A 19,357-nucleotide genomic window follows, 5' to 3' on the forward strand; every position below is an offset into this window, starting at 1 on the left:
ACCGCCTCAGCTCGCCGAAGGGGCTGTGACGAGATGGGCCAGCGCACGGGCGACAGTATGCGCACGCACGGTGTCGCGATTCCCGGGGAATAGGCAACGTTCAACCTGCGACCAGCCATCCTTGCGCGCCAACCCGATGAAGACGAGGCCCACCGGCTTCTCTTCCGAGCCGCCGCCGGGACCGGCCACGCCCGTGACGGAGACAGCGACATCGGCTTGGGAGCGGCGCAGGGCACCCTTGGCCATTGCCTCGGCTACTTCCAGGCTGACGGCGCCTTTGTCGGCGATCAGTTCTGCCGACACGCCGAGACTTTCACTCTTGGCTTGATTGGAATAGGTGACCCAGCCACGGTCGAAAACATCGGACGATCCGGCAACAGCCGTGAGGCTTGCTGCGATCAGGCCGCCAGTGCAGCTCTCCGCCGTTGCGATCTTCAATCCCTGGCTTCGGTAGAGATCGAGCAGGCCGGCGACATCCATGATGCCCCCTTACGCCTTGATCGGCAAGGCGACGGTCGCTGTCGCCTGTGCGGCAATGCCTTCGCCGCGGCCGGTGAAGCCCAATTGTTCAGTCGTCGTCGCCTTGACGCTGACCCGGTCCGGCGCGATCCCCAGTATTTCGGCGAGCTTTGCCTGCATCGCCGCCCGGTGTGGCCCGACCTTGGGCTTCTCGCAGATGAGGGTTACGTCGCAATGCGCAATGCGACCGCCCTTATCGGCCACCAGCCTAGCGGCATGGGCGAGGAACTTCCATGAAGCGGCACCACGCCATTGCGGATCCGAGGGTGGAAAATGCTGGCCGATATCGCCGGCACCGATGGCACCAAGAATGGCATCCGTCAAAGCGTGCATGCCAACATCCGCATCGGAATGGCCTTCGAGTTTCTGGTGATAGGGGATGGTCACCCCGCACATGATGACACCATCACCGGCAATCAACCGATGCACGTCGAAACCATTGCCGGTCCGGTATTCCATCTGCTCACTCATCAAGCGCTCCGCGCGTTCGAGGTCGGCCGGAGCCGTGATCTTGAAATTGTTTTCGTGCCCTGTCACCAGCACAACCTTCATGCCAGCCGCTTCGGCCACCGCCGCATCGTCGGTCATCTCCGGGCCGGCCGCAGCCTGCCGGTGTGCCGCCAGCAGCGGGGCGAAGCGGAAGCCCTGCGGTGTCTGTGCGCGCCAAAGGCCGCTGCGGTCCACCGTGGCGCCACTGAAGGTGACACCCGCCGCGACCGTCTCGCGCTTGAGCGTATCGACCACCGGCACGGCGACGAGCGCGCCGTCATGGAGACCTAGTGTCTCAATGGTGCGGTCGATCGTGGCATCGTCGATGAAGGGGCGGGCGGCGTCATGGATCAACACCAGGTCCGGTCGTTCGGCGACAAGGCTTTCCAGCCCCAGCCTGACCGAATCCTGACGGCGCTGACCGCCGGCGACGGGCGCCAGCAGATCCAGTCCAACGACGGAAGCGTCATATAGATCGCGCAGGGCGTCGTTGATGACGACCCGGACGGCGCTGATGCGCGGATGGCGTCGAAATGTTTCCAGGCTATGACGCAGCACCGTCTTGCCGCCCAGCGGCAGGTATTGCTTGGGCATGTCCTTGCCCATGCGGGTACCGCTGCCGGCAGCGACGATAAGGGCAATGACCCGAGGCACGGCCGGGGATTTCTGGGGATTCCGTGAATGTGACATGATGGCTCTCTAGGCCATCCGATCTGGTTTGCCAAGGGGGCGGCACCTCACCATAATGCGCGCCATGTCGAGCCCCCTGAATCTACAAATCGCCGGCCTTCTCACGCTGCTGCCATTGGCCCTCCTGGCCGTTACTGCCAAGCTGCAGCGTAACCTCCAGTTCTGGCTGTTCCTGGCTGCCGCCATCGCCGGCAGCGGCGGGGTCTTCGGTCAATCCATGGCCAATGGCTGGGAAGCGGGCCTCTCGGCCAATCTCTGGGCCAGTTGTGCTGTGACGCTCATCGCCTTTGCCGCCCTCAATCTGGTCAATGCCGAGGCCTTCAAGCTCGCGGCCCTCCTGCTGCCCTATCTGCTGGTCCTGGCATTGCTGGCCCTTCTCTTTGCGTCTTTCAGCGAACCCACGCCGGTGATTGCCTCAGCGGGCTGGTTCCGGGCACATGTCGTCCTGGCCATTGCCAGCTACGGTGTACTCACCCTTGGAGCCATCGCCGGTAGCGCCGTCCTTATTCAGGAACGGGCCTTGAAGCGTCGGCAATCCGGCTGGTCGGAGCGCGCTTTACCGCCACTGATGGTCGCCGAAGAATTGCAAATCAAGCTGTTGCTTTGGGCTGCGATTTTCATGGCGGCCGCCCTGGCCAGCGGCTTTGCCAACACTTTCATGGAGACCGGGGCGCTGCCGGTCCTCAGTCACAAGGTCCTTTTGTCCCTTCTGGCCTTTGTCGTGCTGGTTGTTCTGCTGGTGACGCATCGCCTGACCGGCATGCGGGGCAGGCGGGCAGCCCGGTGGGTTCTCGCGGGCTATCTCCTGCTCACTCTGGGGTATTCCGGGGTGAAGTTCGTCAAGGATGTGCTGCTCACCTGATTTTCTGCGTCCACCAGCCTTTTCTGTTGCAATTGCGAGAGATAACGGTAGAAATCGCCTAAGAAATAGGCATTGAACTTGGTTGCCCGAAAAATGAGCATTCAAATCGGTCCCATCAAGATTGAGGACCCCGTCATCCTGGCGCCGATGTCGGGCGTTACCGACATGCCCTTCCGCCGCCTGGTGAAGCAGGAAGGGGCAGGGCTGGTCGTCTCCGAGATGATTGCCAGCGAAGCCATGATCCGCCAAACGCGGCAGACCATGAAAATGGTGACCAACTGCGCCGAGGAAGCACCGATGTCGGTCCAGCTGGCCGGCTGCGAACCCAGAGTTATGGGCGAGGCTGCCAAGCTCAATGCCGACCGGGGCGCCGCCATCATCGACATCAATTTCGGCTGCCCCGTGAAGAAGGTCGTGAATGGCCATGCCGGCTCCGCGCTGATGCGCGACGAAGTGCATGCCGGGAAGATTCTCGAGGCAACGGTCAAGGCGGTCGACCTGCCCGTTACCTTGAAGATGCGCATGGGTTGGGATTCGACCAATCTCAATGCGCCGAGCTTAGCGCGTGTCGCCGAGAACAGCGGCATCAAGATGATCACCGTCCACGGTCGTACGCGTTGCCAGATGTATGCCGGTGAAGCCGACTGGGCTTTCATCCGCAAGGTCAAGGAAGCCGTATCGATTCCCGTCATTGTCAATGGCGACATCACGACGATTGAAAAGGCCAAGGAAGCGCTCACTCTGAGCGGCGCCGATGGCGTCATGATCGGCCGCGGCGCCTATGGCCGTCCTTGGTTTCCCAATCAGGTGATCAAGTATTTGAAGACGGGCGATCGCCTGCAGGATCCGCCGCTTTGGCGGCAATATGAACTGCTGCTCGGTCATTACGAGGCGATGATCGAGCATTATGGCCGCGATACCGGTCTCAAAATCGCGCGCAAGCATGTCGCCTGGTATTCCAAGGGACTGACGGGGTCGGCCGAATTCCGCGTACGGATCAATACGCTGGAAACGCCGGAATTGGTCAAGGCTGCAATTCGAGAGTTTTACGAACCGCAGCTCGATCGGCAGGCCGCATGAACCGCGCAGCCCCCGCTGCCGTCATCCCCAAGCTGGCCCTGGCGCCCGGCACGCGTAGCATTGCCAAACTGCCGGACGCTTTGGCCCTGCTCGAAGCCCTGCCGCTGGCCATCATCGCACTTGATGCCGAAAATCACGTCACCAGCGTCAACGCCGCCGCCGAAGCCTTGCTCGGGCTCAGCCGGGCGCAGTTGATCGCCAAGCCGCTTAGCGAGCATGTCGCTGCGGATTCCCCGCTCTTCGCGCTGATCGACGCGGCGCGTGCCGGCGCCAGTGCTGTGGGCGAATCCGACATGTCGCTTTCCGGGCCGCGCCTCACCATCGAACATGCCGCGGTCGACGTCGCCATGCTCAATCAGCCGAGCGGCCATATCGCGTTGCTGCTGCAGGATCGCGGGCTGGAATGGCGACTGGCGCAACAGGCCGTCAGCCGCGACGCTGCGCGTTCGGCCAAGGCGATTGCCGCCATGCTGGCGCATGAAGTGAAGAACCCGCTCTCGGGCATTCGCGGGGCGGCCCAATTGCTCGAATCCAAGGTCTCGGCCGGTGATCGTCAATTGACCCAGCTTATCTGCGAAGAGACCGACCGTATCGTGGGAATGGTGAATGGCCTCGAAGTCTTCACGGACTCACGTCCCGCCGCGATGCAGCCGGTCAACATCCACGAGGTGCTCGAGCATGTGCGTCGCCTGGCGCAGGCAGGATTCGCCCGCGACGTAGCTTTCCGCGAGGAATACGACCCGTCGCTGCCGCCGGTGCTCGGCAATCGCGATCAACTGATCCAGGTCTTCCTCAACTTGTTCAAGAACGCTGCGGAGGCCGCGCCGGCCAGTGGGGGCGTGATCACCCTCAACACCCGGTATCGTCCAGGCCTTTCTGTCAGCGAGCCCGGTACGGCATCGCGTCGACGCCTTGGCCTCGTCATTACAGTGCAAGACAATGGTACCGGTGTGCCCGAAGCCCTGAAAGCGCAACTCTTCGAGCCCTTCGTCAGCGGCAAGGCCGGCGGCAAAGGGCTCGGCCTCGCTCTGGTAGCCAAGATCGTCACCGACCATGGCGGCTTGATCGACTGCGACAGCCAGCCCGGTCGCACGACATTTTCGGTCATTTTGCCGATCGCCGATGGCCGTGGAGACGCGTGAACTCATGAGCAAAACCGTCCTCATCGCCGACGATGACCGCGCCATCCGAATGGTGCTGAGCCAGGCGCTGGCCGAACGTGGCCATCTGGTCAAAACGGCCGCCAACGCAGCAACCCTTTGGCAATGGGTTAAGGGCGGAGAGGGCGATGTCATTATCACCGACGTCATGATGCCCGACGGCGATGGTCTCGATCTCGTACCACGCATCAAGGCGGAACGACCGGACATCCCGATCATCGTCATGAGTGCCCAGAACACTATCCTCACCGCCATCAAGGCGACCGAGCGTGGGGCGTTCGAATATCTGCCCAAACCATTCGACCTAGGTGCCCTTACCGCCGCTGTCGACCGTGCCTTGACTCGTCCCCGTAATGACAGCGTTGCCAGTCCGGCAGCTAGTTCAGTCAAGGAAGACAAGCTCCCCATCATCGGCCGCTCGGCCGCGATGCAGGAGATCTACCGTGTCGTAGCCCGTCTCGTTGGCACCGACATGACAGCGCTGATCCATGGCGAGTCCGGCACCGGCAAGGAATTGGTGGCCAGGGCGCTCCATGATTTCGGCCGCCGTCGCGACCGGCCCTTCATCGCCGTCAACATGGCGGCCATCCCGCGCGAACTTATCGAAAGCGAACTGTTTGGCCACGAAAAGGGCGCCTTCACAGGCGCCATTCAGCGCGGGATCGGCAAATTCGAAGCGGCCTCCGGCGGTACCCTGTTCCTGGATGAGATCGGGGACATGCCGCTCGAGGCACAGACCCGGCTCCTGCGCGTGCTGCAATCTGGCGAATTCACGCCGGTCGGCGGGCGCACGCCGATCCGGGCCGACGTCCGCATTGTAGCGGCGACCCACCGCGACCTGCGCCAGTTGATCCAGCAGGGCCGCTTCCGCGAAGATCTCTATTACCGCCTCAACGTCGTTCCGATCACTCTGCCGCCATTGCGCGACCGGGCCGAAGATATCCCGGACCTGGCGCGACACTTTCTGGAAATGATTGCCGCCGAAGGCCTGCCCCTGAAGACGCTCGATCCGGAAGCGCAGACACTGCTGAAGCGCCACCGTTGGCCCGGCAACGTGCGGGAACTCGAAAACCTGATGCGGCGTATTGCTGTCCTTTATAGCGAACCGGCAATTGACGCCCGCATCGTGACCGAGCAGTTGAAAGCACAGGAACAAGCCGCCAATGTTGGCGCCCGTGCCAGTGACGAAACGCTTGGGCAATCGGTCGAGCGCCATCTGCGTGCCTATTTTGACGCGCATGAAGGCGCCTTGCCGGCGCGTGGCCTTTACGACCGGATTCTTCATGAGATCGAACGGCCATTGCTGTCGATTTCGATGGAAGCGACACGTGGCAATCAGATCCGCGCCGCCGATCTCCTTGGCCTCAACCGCAACACTTTGCGCAAGAAGCTGAAGGAGCTGGAGTTGCAACCGACTCGCGGGAGCCGCTAGGCCGTGACGTCGCCAGATCCCGACAGCAATCCGACTTACAGGAGCAAGAAGGTCGGCACCGCCTGGCGGAGCCGCGCGCTGAAGCATTGGGCAATAGAAATCGGCTTTGAACGCCTGTTCGCGATCTTCCTGATGCTGGCAGGGTCCGGTCTTGGACTGCTCACTTATTTTGCGCTGACAGATGTCTGGGACACGGAAGAGCCGGTCCGGACCGTCACATGGCTGTTGACCGGCGATCTGGTCGTTGCCTTGTCATTAGCCACCATCATTGCGCGGCGCGCCGTCCTGCTGTGGATGGGGCGGCGCAAGGGCCTTGCCGGTGCGCGGTTGCACGCGCGCATGGTGGTCATGTTCGCCCTCATTGCGGTGATCCCCACCATCGTCGTCTCGATCTTCTCAGTGGCCTTCCTCAATTATGGCCTAAATACGTGGTTTTCCGACCGCATCAAGAATGCCGTCGAAAGCTCACTGAACGTCGCCCAATCCTATCTGGCCGAATCCCAGCAGCGTATTGGCGATGACACCTCGGCAATCGCCACGGAAATCCAGCTCAGCGGCCTCGCTGAAATCGGCAACGCCGACCGGTTTCAGGCAATCCTGGACCGCCAGCTCAACTTGCGCGGTCTTTCCGAGGGGATCGTCATCGACCGCCGGCTGCAGGTGGTGGCACGCTCAAGCTTCAGCGTCATGATGGAATTCAGCCTCGATATTCCCGAGGATGTCTTCGACAAGGCCGACCGGGGCGAAACCGCGATCCTGCTGATGCCGACCGGCGACCGGGTGCGGGCTCTGATCCTGCTGGACCCCCTGGCCGGACTCTATCTCTATACCGGCCGCCTGATTGATGACCGGGTCTTAAGCGCCGTACGTGGCAATGAAGATGCGGTCCGTCTCTATCGCTACCTCGAGCGTGACCGCTCGACACTACAGATCACGGTCGGCGTCATCTATGCGGTTCTGGCATTGCTCATGCTGCTTGGCGCCGTTTGGTACGCCATCGTTTCCGCGAGCAAGCTGGTAAAGCCGCTTTCGCGCCTGGCGGTAGCTGCACAGAAGGTGGGTGGCGGCGACCTGTCGGCGCGCGTCAAGGTGGGCTCCCGCGACGACGAACTGGCAGCGCTGAGTCGCACCTTCAACGTCATGGTCTCGCAACTGCAGAGCCAGCAGGCGGCGCTCATTTCCGCCAACCGGGACCTGAATGACCGCAGCCGGCTGACGGGCCTCATCCTGTCCGGCGTCTCGGCCGGCGTCATAGGCGTCACGGAAACCGGCATCGTCGATTTTGCCAACCGGTCCGCTTCGACCTTGCTTGGCCAAGATCTCGACCAGGGCATCGGCCAGCCGATCGCCGATTTGGTGCCGGAAATGGCTGAACTTCTCATCCAGGCCCAGCAGCGGAATTCCGGCACCGCCGATGGTCAGATTTCCCTGAACCGCAATGGGGCAACGAGCACGTTCCATGTCCGCATCGTTTCCGAGCGCGGCCAGGACGAGCATATGCGCCTCGTCGTGACCTTTGACGATGTCACTGAGCTGCTGTCGGCGCAGCGCAAGGCGGCCTGGTCAGATATCGCCCGCCGTATCGCCCACGAGATCAAGAATCCGCTGACCCCGATCCAGCTGTCGGCCGAGCGGCTCAAGCGCAAATATCTGAAACAGATCTCCGACGACCCGGAGACGTTCAACGTCTGCACAGATACGATCATCCGCCAGGTCGGCGATATCGGTCGCATGGTCGACGAATTCTCCGCCTTTGCCCGCATGCCGGCGCCGGTGCTCAATCTGGAAAGCCCGGTGGCTCTGGCCAAGGAACTGGTTTTCCTGCAGCAAAGCGCGCACCCGGCGATCGACTATTCGCTCGACCTGCCGGAAATCCCCGTGACGATCCAATGCGACTCGAGCCAGTTCAACCGCGCCCTGACTAACCTGCTGCAAAACGCCGCGGATGCCATTGAGGGACGCCTCGAGGAAGGGCGCATGCGCGCGGCGGAAGAACTCTTGACGCCAGGGCATATCCATTTATGGATAAGACGTGAGGACGATGCGCTGCTGCTCAGCGTGGCCGACAACGGTAAGGGATTGCCGAAGGAAGGACGCGAACGCTTGACCGAACCCTATGTGACGACGCGCAGCAAGGGGACCGGGCTGGGCCTCGCCATCGTCAAGAAGATCATGGAGGATCACGGTGGTCGTTTGTCATTGGCGGATCGCCCCGGCGGCGGGGCGGTTGTGACTTTGAGCTTCCCCCTCAACGTGCCGCACGTGCAGGGATCCACGAGTGCCGCACCGGCGCCCGGCCTGCAGATCGCCAGCAGATAGTACGAGGCAGTAACGCATGGCGCGCGACATTCTGATCGTCGATGACGAAGCGGACATTCGCCTGCTGATCAGCGGCATCCTCGGCGACGAAGGCTTCCAGACGCGCGAAGCGGCTGACAGCGACGCGGCGCTCGCACAACTGCGCAGCCGTCGGCCCAATCTCATCATCCTCGACATCTGGCTCAACAATTCCGCTCTCGACGGCATGGGCCTGCTCGAGGTGCTCAAAGTCGAATTCCCGGACGTCCCGGTCATCATGATCAGCGGTCACGGCAATATCGAGACCGCCGTCACCGCCATCAAGCACGGCGCCTACGATTTCATCGAAAAGCCCTTCAAATCGGACCGCCTGCTGCTGACGATCGAACGGGCACTCGAAGCCGCCCGGCTGCGGCGCGAGGTCGAGGAACTGAAGCACCGCGCTGGCGGGGAGGGGGAGCTCATCGGCTCCTCCCAGGCCATCCTGCAACTACGCCTGGCGATCGAGCGGGTCGCCCCGACGGGCAGCCGCGTGCTCTTTTCCGGTCCGCCGGGCAGCGGCAAGGAAGTGGCGGCGCGCCTCCTTCACCGGCGATCGAAACGTGCCGGCGGGCCATTCGTCGTGCTCAATTGTGCCACCATGCATCCCGACCGGCTGGAGAGCGAGCTTTTCGGCCTCGAGCGGGATGGCGAGGGCGCGGCCAAGATCGGCTTCCTCGAACAGGCCCATGGCGGCACCCTGCTGCTCGACGAAGTGGCCGACATGCCGCTGGAGACCCAGGGCAAGATCCTGCGCGTGCTGCAAGAACAGACCTTCGAACGCGTCGGCGGCAAGATCCGGGTCGAGGTGGATGTCCGCGTCATCGCCGCCACCGCCCGCGACCTGCAGGCGGAGATGACCGCCGGCCGCTTCCGCCAGGATCTCTTCTACCGGCTCAACGTCGTGCCCATGCGCCTACCACCCTTGAAGGAGCGCCGCGACGATATCGTCGATCTGCTCGATTTTTTCATGGCCCGCGCCTCGGAGCAGACCGGGCTGCCGGCGCGGCGCCTCGCCGAAGACGCCGTCGCCGTGCTTCAGGCCTATGAATGGCCAGGCAATGTCCGCCAGCTGCGCAATGTCATCGACTGGATTCTGATCATGACCGGGGGTACCCCGGACGAGCCGATCCGCGCCGACATGCTGCCGCCCGATATCGGCTCCGTCTCCATTGCCCCGGCCTCGCTGGCCGAAGGTACCGAAGTGATGTCGCTGCCGCTGCGCGAGGCGCGCGAGATTTTTGAACGGCGCTATCTGGAAAGCCAAGTGGCCCGTTTCGGCGGCAACATTTCGCGCACCGCGCATTTCGTCGGCATGGAACGATCGGCGCTGCATCGCAAGCTGCGCTCGCTCGGCATCAATACCAATGAACGCGAAGGCGGCCTGAAGCCGGAAGGCGCGTAAAGCAAGCATCCATGAGGAATTCCTGAAAATGGGCCGTCTCGCCTATGTCAACGGTCGCTATGTGCCGCATGCCCAAGCCATGGTCCATGTCGAGGACAGGGGCTACCAGTTCGCTGATGGCGTCTATGAGGTGGTGCCGGTCATCGACGGCGTGCTGGTCGACGAGGAACCGCATCTCGACCGTCTCGGCTATTCTCTGGGCGAATTGAAGATTGCCTGGCCGGTGACCCGGCCCGTGCTGCGGCTGATCCTGCGCGAACTGGTGGCGAAGAACGGGCTGCAGCGGGGCCTCGTCTATTTCCAGGTGACGCGCGGTGTCGCTCCCCGCGATCACAAATTTCCGGCGACAGCGAAGAGCGCCCTCGTCATCACCACCAAGCGCATGCCGGCACCTTCCGAGGCGGTGCTGCGCGATGGCGTCCCCGTTTCCAGCCAGCCGGATCTGCGCTGGCCGCGCCGCGACATCAAATCGATCTCACTCTTGCCCAATATCCTCGCCAAGCAGGCGGCCTTTGAAGCCAAGGCCTTCGAGGCCTGGCTGGTCGACGCGGCTGGCGTGGTGAGCGAAGGTTCCTCCACCAATGCGTGGATCGTCAAGGATGGCGCCGTCATCACGGCCCCCAGGACCCACGACATTCTGGGTGGCATCACCCGCCTGTCGCTGCTGGATCTGGCCCGGAACACAGGCATCAAGCTGGTCGAACGCAGTTTCACCCTCGCTGAGGCCCTGGCGGCCGACGAGGCGTTTCTCACCTCGTCATCGGCCTTCGTCCTCCCCGTCACCAGCATCGACGGCAAGAAGATCGGTACCGGCAAGCCCGGGTCGGTCACCCAGCAATTGCGCGCCATCTATCTCGACAACGTAACGCGCCAGATCAAGGCCGCATCATGAGCGCCAAACCGAGCGTCCTGCTGTTCGATTGGGATAATACCCTGGTCGATTCCTGGGGCGTCATTCACGCCGCCATGAACACGACCTTGGAAGCCATGGGCCATCCGCGCTGGTCGCGTTCGGATGCCGAGAACCGCATCCGCGCCTCCTTGCGCGACAGCTTCCCCGGCCTTTTCGGCGATCGCTGGAAGGAAGCCGAGAAGATTTTCTATGACGCCTTCGAGCGGCTCCATCTCCTCGAACTGCAGCCGCTCCCCGGTGCCGGCGATCTCCTGGCTTGGGCGGCCGAAGCCGGCTTCTATCTTGGCGTCGTCAGCAACAAGCGCGGGCCCTATCTGCGCCAGGAGGCGGCGCATCTCGGATGGGACCGGTATTTTACGGCCCTCGCCGGGGCCGGGGATGCTGCCCGGGACAAGCCCGCGCGTGAGCATGTGCAATTGGCGCTGGATCCCGGCAAATGGCAGCCGGGGCCCCATGTCTGGTTCATCGGCGATACCGATATCGATCTGATTTGCGCGCATAGCAACGGTTGCGTGCCGGTCCTGGTGCGCCCGCAGCCACCCCATGCCGGCGAGTTCGGCGAGGCGGCCCCGCAGCACTATTTTCCTGCTCTGTCAGGACTTCAGGCGGTTCTGGCGGCTTTCTAGCCCGATTCCTGGCGCCGCCGACACGCGTTTTCACCGACAGAAGTTTCATTCTGTCAAGTTCTGTGTTAACCAAGCGCTGAAGGTCAGGGCCATGGCTGGGCGGGAGCGCTCCGTTCCATCGCGGGCATGGACAAGCGAAAAATAATGAAACGGCTCAAAACGGGCCCAATGAGAAAAGGATAGGACGATGGCAAACGAAAAATCACAAAGCGTCCAGGACGTCTTCCTCAACAATATTCGCAAGAACAAGATCCCGGTCACGATCTTCCTGGTCAACGGCGTGAAGTTGCAGGGCATCGTCACATGGTTCGACAATTTCTCCGTGCTGCTGCGCCGCGACTCCCATGTCCAGCTGGTCTACAAGCACGCGATTTCGACCATCATGCCGGGAACACCCATCCAGCTGTTCGAGCCCGTGAAAGAGGGCGACGAAGCTTGATCGGGTTTTTACCCACGAAAGTAGGAAATTGACGGCAACCACCGAACAGACCGGCGGGGTACATACCGACCTCGACGGCATCCGCCATGGCGACCGCGCTCTGGTCATCCATCCCGCTTTCAAGACCGGGCCGCGCGCGCAATACAGCGGCGGCCGCACACCGGACACGCGTCTCGAAGAAGCCTGCGGCCTGGCCCGCGCCATCGATCTCAACGTCGTGGCGGCCGAGGTCGTGCGCATCAACGACCCCAAGCCCAACACCCTCATGGGCATGGGCAATGTCGAGCGCATCACGGCTCTCATCGAGGCGGAGAAGGTTGGGCTCGTCGTTTTCGACGCAGCCCTTACCCCGGTGCAGCAGCGCAATCTCGAAACCGAGTGGAAGGTGAAGGTCATCGACCGCACCGGCCTCATCCTCGAAATCTTCGGCGAACGCGCCCGCACCCGTGAAGGCCAGATGCAGGTCGAGCTGGCAGCACTCTCCTATCAGCGCAGCCGACTGGTCCGCTCCTGGACCCATCTGGAGCGCCAGCGCGGCGGCTTCGGCTTCATCGGCGGTCCCGGCGAGAGCCAGATCGAAATGGATCGCCGGCTGATCGATGAACGCATCGTCCGCATCAAGAAGGACCTCGAGGACGTCAAACGCACCCGGGCCCTGCATCGCCAGGCCAGGAAGCGCGTGCCCTATCCGGTCGTGGCCCTGGTGGGCTACACCAATGCCGGTAAGTCGACGCTCTTCAACCGCCTGACCAAAGCCTCGGTGATGGCGGCCGATCTCCTCTTCGCAACGCTCGATCCGACGATGCGTAGGGTACATCTTGCCTCCGGGCGCGAAATCATCCTCTCCGACACCGTGGGTTTCATCTCGGACCTGCCTACCGAACTGGTTGCCGCCTTCCGCGCCACGCTGGAAGAGGTGCTGGAAGCTGACGTCATTCTCCATGTGCGCGACGTGGCGCATCCGGAAACGGATGGGCAGAAGGCCGACGTCGAAGCGGTGTTGGCAGGCCTCGGGCTCGGTCACGAGGTGACCGACACCATGTTCGAGGTATTGAACAAGACCGACCTGCTGGACGATGCCGCCCGCGATGCGCTGATGGCGCAGTCGGCGCGCGATCCGCGCCTGCGGCCGATCTCGGCGCTCACCGGCGACGGCATCGATGCGCTGCTGGCGGCGGTTGATGCAAGGCTCTCGGCGCAGCGCGTCGTTGAAACCTATCGCCTCGGCCATGAAGAGGGTGCCGCCATGGCCTGGCTCTACAGCCATGGCGAGGTGCTGAACCGCACCGATGACGAGGAACAGACTGAAATCACGGTGCGTTTGGCACCCGAAGATGTTCAGCGCTTTGAACGCCAACGCAACGTCCGCGATGGCAACGCAAAATCAAATGGAGGAGGGCGCTGATGAGCGGCATCCCGGTCCCGACGCGCCAGGAATTAGTCAATCTTTTGCTGGCGGTGCTCGATGGCACCAGCAGCCGCTTGGCCGCTGCCGAATGGGCGGCTGAGGTTCAGGAGAATATCGAGAGCGAGGACCCTGAGGCAGTCGATCCGGAAATGTGGCATCTGCTGCGCCTCGCAGCCTCTCTTGATGTGAAGTCGGGCGCGGACTATCTCCATAGCGAGAATGACGTCCGGGAATGGATCGAAGGCCGCAAGTGACCGCAACGTCGCCCCGCATCGACCTCGATAAAGTCGCCGCCCTCATCCGTGAAGTCGCGGCGGTCGAAATCCTGCCGCGCTTCCGCAATCTCAAGGAAGGCGATACGCGCCAGAAATCGCCAGGCGATTTTGTCACGATCGCCGACGAATCGGCTGAGCTCGCTTTGACGCCGGGCCTCATCGCCCTGTTGCCGGGTTCGGTCGTGGTCGGCGAGGAAGCGACCGCGAAAGATCCGGCCGTGATGAACGCCCTGGCCGGCGATGCGCCCGTCTGGGTGGTCGACCCGATCGACGGTACCGGCAATTTTGCCGGCGGCAACGAAGGTTTCGTTTCCATGCTGGCGCTGATCCAGGCCGATGACGTCCTTGCCAGCTGGATCTATCACCCCATCACCGGCGAGATGACGATCGCGGAGAAGGGTGGCGGCGTCGTTATAGATGGCCGCCGCGTGGCCTCGTTCCAGCCGGCCATCGACCCGAGAGGTGTCCTTGCCTATGGCTCGCGCGGCGTTCCCGGCATCGCCTCCCTGGTCGACAAGCGCCGCGACCGCCTCAAACAGGTGAAGAGTTCCCGCGCCGCCGGCATCGACTATGTGCGCATGGCCAAGGGTGAGATCGATTTCACCTTCTTCAGCGGCATCATGCCCTGGGATCATGCCCCCGGCGCCATGATCATCCGCGAACTGGGCGGGCATATCGCCTATATCCGCGGTGACGAAACCTACCGACCGAGCCAGGCGCTCAGTGCAGCTGGCATCCTTTCCGCCACCAGCCACGCCACTTGGCGCGATGTGCACGACAAGCTGTTCGGGGAATAGCGGCTGGTCTCAGCAATAGCTCCGTCGTCATAGGAGACGATCAATGAAAGTAACCTTCCTCGGCCTCGGCGTCATGGGCTTCCCCATGGCCGGCCACCTCAAGCGTAACGGCCACGAGGTCACGGTCTATAACCGCACCGGCACGAAGGCGGCGAAGTGGGCTGAGGTTCATGGCGGCACCTCCGCGCCGACGCCGGCCCTGGCGGCCAAGGGCGCCGAGATCGTCTTCGCCTGCGTCGGCAATGACGATGATCTGCGCTCGATCGTCTATGGCGAGGAGGGGGCCTTTGCCGGCATGAGCCTGGGTGCCCTCTTCGTCGATCACACCACGGCATCTGCCGAAGTGGCGCGCGAGATCGACGCAGCGGCCCGTGACGCCGGCCTCGGTTTCCTCGACGCGCCGGTTTCAGGTGGTCAGGCCGGTGCCGAGAACGGCAAGCTCACGGTCATGGTGGGCGGTGCGCAAAAGGATTTCGATCGTGCCAAACCGGTCATCGATTCATACGCGCGCGCCTGCGAACTGATGGGCCCGGCCGGTTCCGGGCAGCTCGCCAAGATGGTCAATCAGATCTGCATTGCCGGTCTCGTGCAGGCACTGGCCGAAGGCATGCATTTCGCCCAGAAGGCGGGGCTCGACGGCGCCAAGCTGCTCGACGTCATCTCGAAGGGCGCTGCCCAATCCTGGCAGATGGAAAATCGTGGTCTCACCATGCTGCAGGGCAAGTTCGATTTCGGCTTCGCCGTCGACTGGATGCGCAAGGATCTTGGCATCTGCCTCACCGAAGCCAAGCGCAACGGCGCGCAATTGCCGGTCACGGCCCTGGTCGACCAGTTCTACGCCCGCATCCAGAAGCGCGGTGGCGGCCGCTGGGACACATCGTCACTGATGCAGCCTCTCAGCGAGCCTTAAGCGGCGCGAGCCAGGACGCGGATGCCCAATTTTACGTCATCCCGGGTCAAGCCCGAGGATGACGCAGCGAACAGGAGCCCCGATGACGGTCGAGCCCGACACCAGCCCGGAATTCCTGGCTGAATTGCTTGAGCTTGAACAGCGTCTGGTCTTCAAGCAGTTCGACAATGAGACGGCGATCGCGCTGGGCCTGCTGCTGGTCGACATGGCGCGTGAGCGCAAGCTGCCTGTCGTTATCGATATAACCCGGGTTGGCCAGCAGCTTTTCCACGTCGCCATGCCCGGCTCTTCCGCCGACAATGACGAATGGATCAAGCGCAAGGTCGCGACCGTTATGCGCTTCGGCCATTCATCCTATTACATGGGCCGGTCGTGTGCTGCGAAGGGCGTGGTCTTCACGGAGCGTTATTACCTCGATCCCATGCGCTATGCGCCGCAGGGCGGCGGCTTTCCGATCATCCTCGCCGGCACCGGTCATGTCGGCACGGTCACCATTTCCGGCCTGCCGCAAGCCGAGGATCACGCCCTCGTCGTCGAAGCACTGACGAAGTTTCTGGCCGACCAGCGGTAGTGTCATCACCTAAGACGAACTGAGCCGATCAGGCCGCGAACAATGTGTTCGCCCGCGTCAGTGCCGCCTCGTCGACGAGGACATCGCCCGGCTTGTTGCCATAGCCCAACAACGAGCCGCCCCAGCGCATGCCGAGATACTTTGCTGTCCATTGCAGGCAACCGAGCAGCGGATCGGCTTGGGCGGTATCGCGGTCGCTCAGCATGGTGATGGCCCACATCGTCTTGCCCGCCATGCGCGGCCGGAAATCGACGCCGGGAAGGCGCATCCAGCCGCTCCAATGGTCCAGATAGAGCTTGGCGTCGGCCGGCAATCCGTACCAATAGACCGGCGCCACGAAGACCAGGTCGGTGGCAGCCAATGTGGCATCAAGGAGCACCCGGCCATTGCCTTCCGGCATGGGATAGGTACCGTCACCACTGTGGCGGATGTCGACAAAGGGGGGCAGGGGCAGGTCCACATGCCGCAGCCAGGTCTGGCGGACGCTGGCTGGCAGTTTCGCGGCAGCCGTCTGCGCCAGCGTTTCGGTGTTCCCGCCGCTGCGGCAGCTCGAGGACAGGAACAGGAAATGACGCGGGTCGGTCATGGGAAGCTCCGGTTGAACAATTGCGGCGACTGGCAGGCTTGCCGGCCCAAATGTCCAACCCTGGCCGCAAAATGACAAACGACATTCCTTGCGCGTCAGGATAGTTTTATTCACCTGAACCAGCGCCTGGCACTCATGTCCAACCGTTCCCGTCTCGCCACCTTGCCGCTTGGCGCCTTGCGTGCCTTCGACGCGGCCGCGCGCCTCGGCAGCTTCAAGGCGGCGGCCATCGACCTCGCCGTGACGCCCGCAGCCGTCAGCCACCAGATCAAGGCTCTGGAAACGCATTTGGGCACATCGCTGTTCGAGCGTCTCAATCGCGGCTTGCGCCTGACGACGGCCGGTCAACGCCTTGCCGCCGTCGCAGCGGATTCCTTTGCCCGGTTGGAAGCGGGCCTGCGCGATCTCGATGCGTCCGGCCTCACGAAAGGGGTCGCCACGCTTACCATCAGCTCGGCCCCATCGATTGCCGCCAAATGGCTGGTGCCACGCCTGCACCGCTTCCAGGCCGCCCATCCGCAGATCGAACTCAGGCTGCAATCCGGGGATTCACTGGCTGACGTCACAGCGGGCGGCGTCGACGTCGCCTTGCGCTACGGCACTGGCGGATATGGTGCGGACGCCACCGAAACCCAGATCTGGCCAAAGGGCGAGATCGTGGTCGTCTGTGCACCGTCGCTGGCCGCTGCAGGCGGGCTCAGAAGGCCGCAGGATGTCCTGGCGCACCCGCTGCTGCGGACGGCAATGCCGGCGCGTCGTCAGAATGTGACCAATGGCGCTGCGGACAACTGCGAGGTGGAGCTGGGCGGCTGGTCGAGCTGGCTGGCCGCCGCCGGGGTCGAGGCGGTTGGGATCAGGCCCAATACCTTGCGTGGGCCGCTTTTCGGTTCGTCGCACCTTGCCATCGATGCCGCTGCGGCCGGACGTGGGCTGGCCCTGGCGCCGCGCATCCTGGTGGCCGCGGATCTCGCCGCCGGCAGGCTGGTAGAGCCTTTTCGGATTGCCGTGCCGGATCCCTTCGCCTATTGGCTGGTTCATGCCGCCCGCCGCGCCGACGAACCGCGCATCAGCGCCTTCGTCCGGTGGGTTCAGGAAGAAGCGGCGGCAGGATAGGGCAGAATATGGGGCGCCAACTCACCACAATCGGCTTCGATGCCGACGACACGCTTTGGCAGAACGAGCAGTTCTTCCGCCTGACCGAAACCCGCTTCGCTTCCCTGCTGGCCGATCACGCCAGTCCAGAGGCCATCTCGGGCCATCTTCTGGAGGTAGAGCGGCGCAACCTCCAATTCTATGGCTACGGAATCAAGGGCTTCACCCTCTCGATGGTCGAGACGGCGATTACGCTGACCGGCGGCAAGGTGCCGACGACCGTCATCGCCGAGATCCTCTCCGCCGGGCGCGAGATGCTGACTCATCCGGTCGAAGCCTTGCCCCATGCCCGTGAGGCGCTGGAACGGCTCTCGGGTGACTATCGGCTGGTGTTGATCACCAAGGGCGATCTTTTCGACCAGGAGCGCAAGCTCGCCCAATCCGGTCTCGGCGATTTCTTTACGGCCGTCGAGATCGTTTCGGAAAAGACCGCCGCCACCTACCAGACCGTGTTCTCCCGCCATGGCGATGGAGCAGGGCAGAGCATGATGGTCGGCAACTCGCTGAAATCCGACATCGTCCCGGCGATCGAGGCCGGCAGCTGGGGCGTGCATGTGCCGCACGAACTGACCTGGGCGCTGGAGCATAGCGAGGCACCGAGCACTTCGCCGCGCTTCCGGCGGGTCGAGCATCTCGGAAATTTGTATTCTCTGATAATGGAAATCGACAATAAGTAAATGTATTAGATTAAAAACGCATCATAAAGCATTAATATATAACTAACAATCTGAATCAATATATTGATTTTCGTTGCGCTTGACAATTGCATGCGTCATGCATATAATACCTAACAGATAGTCAAGCAAACCAGTCAGCCCGTATAGAACTCGCTGGCGCATCCCAAAGGGAGAGTGTCATGAACAAGGCCGACGCCCGAACTGCCAATCTCCTTGGCGCCCTGTCGCTGATGATGACGGATGCCATGGGCAAGGAACTCGGCGACCTCACCGACATTTGCGAGAGCGACTGGGCGGCCCTCATCGTCATCGAGCAGAATCCCGGAATTACCGTCGATCGCTTGGCCCGCATCGTCCGCCTGTCTCAGCCCGGCGCCGTGCGCATGATCAACCGGCTGGTCGAAGAGGGCCGGGTCGAGCGCCAGCAGGGCGCCGACCGCCGCGCCCGTCCGCTCGTGCTGACGGCCGAGGGCCAGCGCATGGTTCGCGCCATGCTCCTGGGCCGCGAAAAGGTCCTGGCGGAACCTCTTGATGCCCTTGAGCCAGAAGAACGACGCACGCTCACGCGACTGATCGAGAAGATGCTGCAGAGCCTGGCCACCGACGAGGCCACCGCCGACACCGCCTGCCGTCTCTGTGACGACAGCGCTTGCCCGCAGGAGAGCTGCCCGCTGACACCGGGCTGCAAGTCTGCCGCTTGAGATAGGGGCCGACGCAGCAAGTCCGGCCAAGTAAGCCAGCCCGCCACATCCGATAACGCATCCAACGGCGTCTAGCGCAGAGGAGAATCTGCCATGGGACATCTTGCCTTCGCCACAGCCATCGAAGCGATCGTAGCCGAGAAAATGCGGCAATGTTCCTGCCGCAACGATTTGGACACCGGCGCGCCGTCTTCGAATAAGACAATGGTCACACGAAGCATCGCATCTTGCAGGAAGCTGGTCCGACTCATGGCCCGCTTGTCTCGGCGTGTTCGCGTCAATCGCGGTAAGCACAGATTAACCTGCACTGGCTAGGCTCTCAGAACGG

At 62.8% G+C, this 19,357-nt stretch carries 20 protein-coding genes; 17 read left to right on the forward strand and 3 right to left on the reverse strand.

All coding sequences use genetic code 11. The annotated features are described in order from the left end of the window. Positions 1 to 6: 6 nt before the first annotated feature. Complete coding sequence (locus ACE3OA_RS18165; protein ID WP_374313357.1) at positions 7 to 480, reverse strand: CinA family protein; 474 nt, start codon at positions 478 to 480, stop codon at positions 7 to 9. Between the two features lie 9 nt (positions 481 to 489). Then, on the reverse strand, positions 490 to 1,662 hold the full coding sequence (locus tag ACE3OA_RS18170) for a bifunctional 2-C-methyl-D-erythritol 4-phosphate cytidylyltransferase/2-C-methyl-D-erythritol 2,4-cyclodiphosphate synthase (protein WP_374313591.1): 1,173 nt from the start codon (positions 1,660 to 1,662) through the stop codon (positions 490 to 492). 100 nt (positions 1,663 to 1,762) lie between these two features. On the opposite strand from ACE3OA_RS18170, the gene ccsA reads away from it, so the two are divergent. The 14 genes from ccsA (at position 1,763) to ACE3OA_RS18240 (ending at position 15,913) form a co-directional block, all read left to right on the forward strand. Beyond that, positions 1,763 to 2,560: a cytochrome c biogenesis protein CcsA gene (gene ccsA, locus ACE3OA_RS18175; protein WP_374313359.1), complete on the forward strand. Its 798-nt coding sequence runs from the start codon at positions 1,763 to 1,765 to the stop codon at positions 2,558 to 2,560. Positions 2,561 to 2,653: 93 nt separating this feature from the next. Further along, positions 2,654 to 3,640 carry a tRNA dihydrouridine synthase DusB gene (gene dusB / locus ACE3OA_RS18180; RefSeq protein WP_374313361.1) on the forward strand — a complete coding sequence of 329 codons (987 nt, stop codon included), beginning with the start codon at positions 2,654 to 2,656 and terminating at the stop codon, positions 3,638 to 3,640. Continuing rightward, complete coding sequence (locus ACE3OA_RS18185) at positions 3,637 to 4,782, forward strand: nitrogen regulation protein NR(II) (protein WP_374313363.1); 1,146 nt, start codon at positions 3,637 to 3,639, stop codon at positions 4,780 to 4,782. The genes dusB and ACE3OA_RS18185 overlap by 4 nt, the downstream gene beginning before the upstream one ends. Before the next feature lie 4 nt (positions 4,783 to 4,786). Beyond that, positions 4,787 to 6,232 carry a nitrogen regulation protein NR(I) gene (gene ntrC, locus ACE3OA_RS18190; protein ID WP_374313365.1) on the forward strand — a complete coding sequence of 482 codons (1,446 nt, stop codon included), beginning with the start codon at positions 4,787 to 4,789 and terminating at the stop codon, positions 6,230 to 6,232. 3 nt (positions 6,233 to 6,235) lie between these two features. Then, positions 6,236 to 8,551: an ATP-binding protein gene (locus ACE3OA_RS18195; protein WP_374313367.1), complete on the forward strand. Its 2,316-nt coding sequence runs from the start codon at positions 6,236 to 6,238 to the stop codon at positions 8,549 to 8,551. A 16-nt stretch (positions 8,552 to 8,567) separates the two neighbouring features. Next, on the forward strand, positions 8,568 to 9,974 hold the full coding sequence (locus ACE3OA_RS18200) for a sigma-54-dependent transcriptional regulator (RefSeq protein ID WP_374313369.1): 1,407 nt from the start codon (positions 8,568 to 8,570) through the stop codon (positions 9,972 to 9,974). Between the two features lie 28 nt (positions 9,975 to 10,002). Further along, positions 10,003 to 10,866: a D-amino-acid transaminase gene (locus ACE3OA_RS18205; protein ID WP_374313371.1), complete on the forward strand. Its 864-nt coding sequence runs from the start codon at positions 10,003 to 10,005 to the stop codon at positions 10,864 to 10,866. Beyond that, positions 10,863 to 11,513, forward strand: a complete 651-nt coding sequence (locus ACE3OA_RS18210) for an HAD family hydrolase (protein WP_374313373.1) — start codon at positions 10,863 to 10,865, stop codon at positions 11,511 to 11,513. Before ACE3OA_RS18205 ends, ACE3OA_RS18210 begins: the two co-directional genes overlap by 4 nt. Before the next feature lie 187 nt (positions 11,514 to 11,700). Beyond that, complete coding sequence (gene hfq, locus ACE3OA_RS18215; RefSeq protein WP_298684627.1) at positions 11,701 to 11,952, forward strand: RNA chaperone Hfq; 252 nt, start codon at positions 11,701 to 11,703, stop codon at positions 11,950 to 11,952. Positions 11,953 to 12,031: 79 nt separating this feature from the next. Then, on the forward strand, positions 12,032 to 13,357 hold the full coding sequence (hflX, locus tag ACE3OA_RS18220) for a GTPase HflX (protein WP_374313593.1): 1,326 nt from the start codon (positions 12,032 to 12,034) through the stop codon (positions 13,355 to 13,357). After that, positions 13,357 to 13,614 (forward strand): hypothetical protein, encoded by a 258-nt coding sequence (locus ACE3OA_RS18225; RefSeq protein WP_374313376.1) that lies wholly within the window; start codon positions 13,357 to 13,359, stop codon positions 13,612 to 13,614. The genes hflX and ACE3OA_RS18225 overlap by 1 nt, the downstream gene beginning before the upstream one ends. Beyond that, complete coding sequence (locus ACE3OA_RS18230; RefSeq protein ID WP_374313378.1) at positions 13,611 to 14,432, forward strand: inositol monophosphatase; 822 nt, start codon at positions 13,611 to 13,613, stop codon at positions 14,430 to 14,432. The genes ACE3OA_RS18225 and ACE3OA_RS18230 overlap by 4 nt, the downstream gene beginning before the upstream one ends. A gap of 43 nt (positions 14,433 to 14,475) precedes the next feature. Continuing rightward, positions 14,476 to 15,342: an NAD(P)-dependent oxidoreductase gene (locus ACE3OA_RS18235; RefSeq protein WP_374313380.1), complete on the forward strand. Its 867-nt coding sequence runs from the start codon at positions 14,476 to 14,478 to the stop codon at positions 15,340 to 15,342. 82 nt (positions 15,343 to 15,424) lie between these two features. Then, positions 15,425 to 15,913, forward strand: coding sequence for a heme-degrading domain-containing protein (locus ACE3OA_RS18240; RefSeq protein WP_374313382.1), 489 nt, complete (start codon positions 15,425 to 15,427; stop codon positions 15,911 to 15,913). Positions 15,914 to 15,941: 28 nt separating this feature from the next. Here ACE3OA_RS18240 and ACE3OA_RS18245 read toward each other — a convergent pair whose 3' ends face one another. Beyond that, complete coding sequence (locus ACE3OA_RS18245; protein WP_374313384.1) at positions 15,942 to 16,499, reverse strand: flavodoxin family protein; 558 nt, start codon at positions 16,497 to 16,499, stop codon at positions 15,942 to 15,944. A gap of 135 nt (positions 16,500 to 16,634) precedes the next feature. On the opposite strand from ACE3OA_RS18245, the gene ACE3OA_RS18250 reads away from it, so the two are divergent. From ACE3OA_RS18250 to ACE3OA_RS18260, 3 genes are all read left to right on the forward strand, one after another. Beyond that, positions 16,635 to 17,612, forward strand: coding sequence for a LysR substrate-binding domain-containing protein (locus ACE3OA_RS18250; protein ID WP_374313386.1), 978 nt, complete (start codon positions 16,635 to 16,637; stop codon positions 17,610 to 17,612). Positions 17,613 to 17,620: 8 nt separating this feature from the next. Next, positions 17,621 to 18,328, forward strand: coding sequence for an HAD family hydrolase (locus tag ACE3OA_RS18255; protein WP_374313388.1), 708 nt, complete (start codon positions 17,621 to 17,623; stop codon positions 18,326 to 18,328). A 179-nt stretch (positions 18,329 to 18,507) separates the two neighbouring features. After that, positions 18,508 to 19,029 carry a MarR family winged helix-turn-helix transcriptional regulator gene (locus ACE3OA_RS18260; protein ID WP_374313390.1) on the forward strand — a complete coding sequence of 174 codons (522 nt, stop codon included), beginning with the start codon at positions 18,508 to 18,510 and terminating at the stop codon, positions 19,027 to 19,029. The last annotated feature ends 328 nt before the right edge of the window (positions 19,030 to 19,357 follow it).

This window comes from Dongia sp. (genome assembly GCF_041906375.1).
Lineage (GTDB): Bacteria > Pseudomonadota > Alphaproteobacteria > Dongiales > Dongiaceae > Dongia.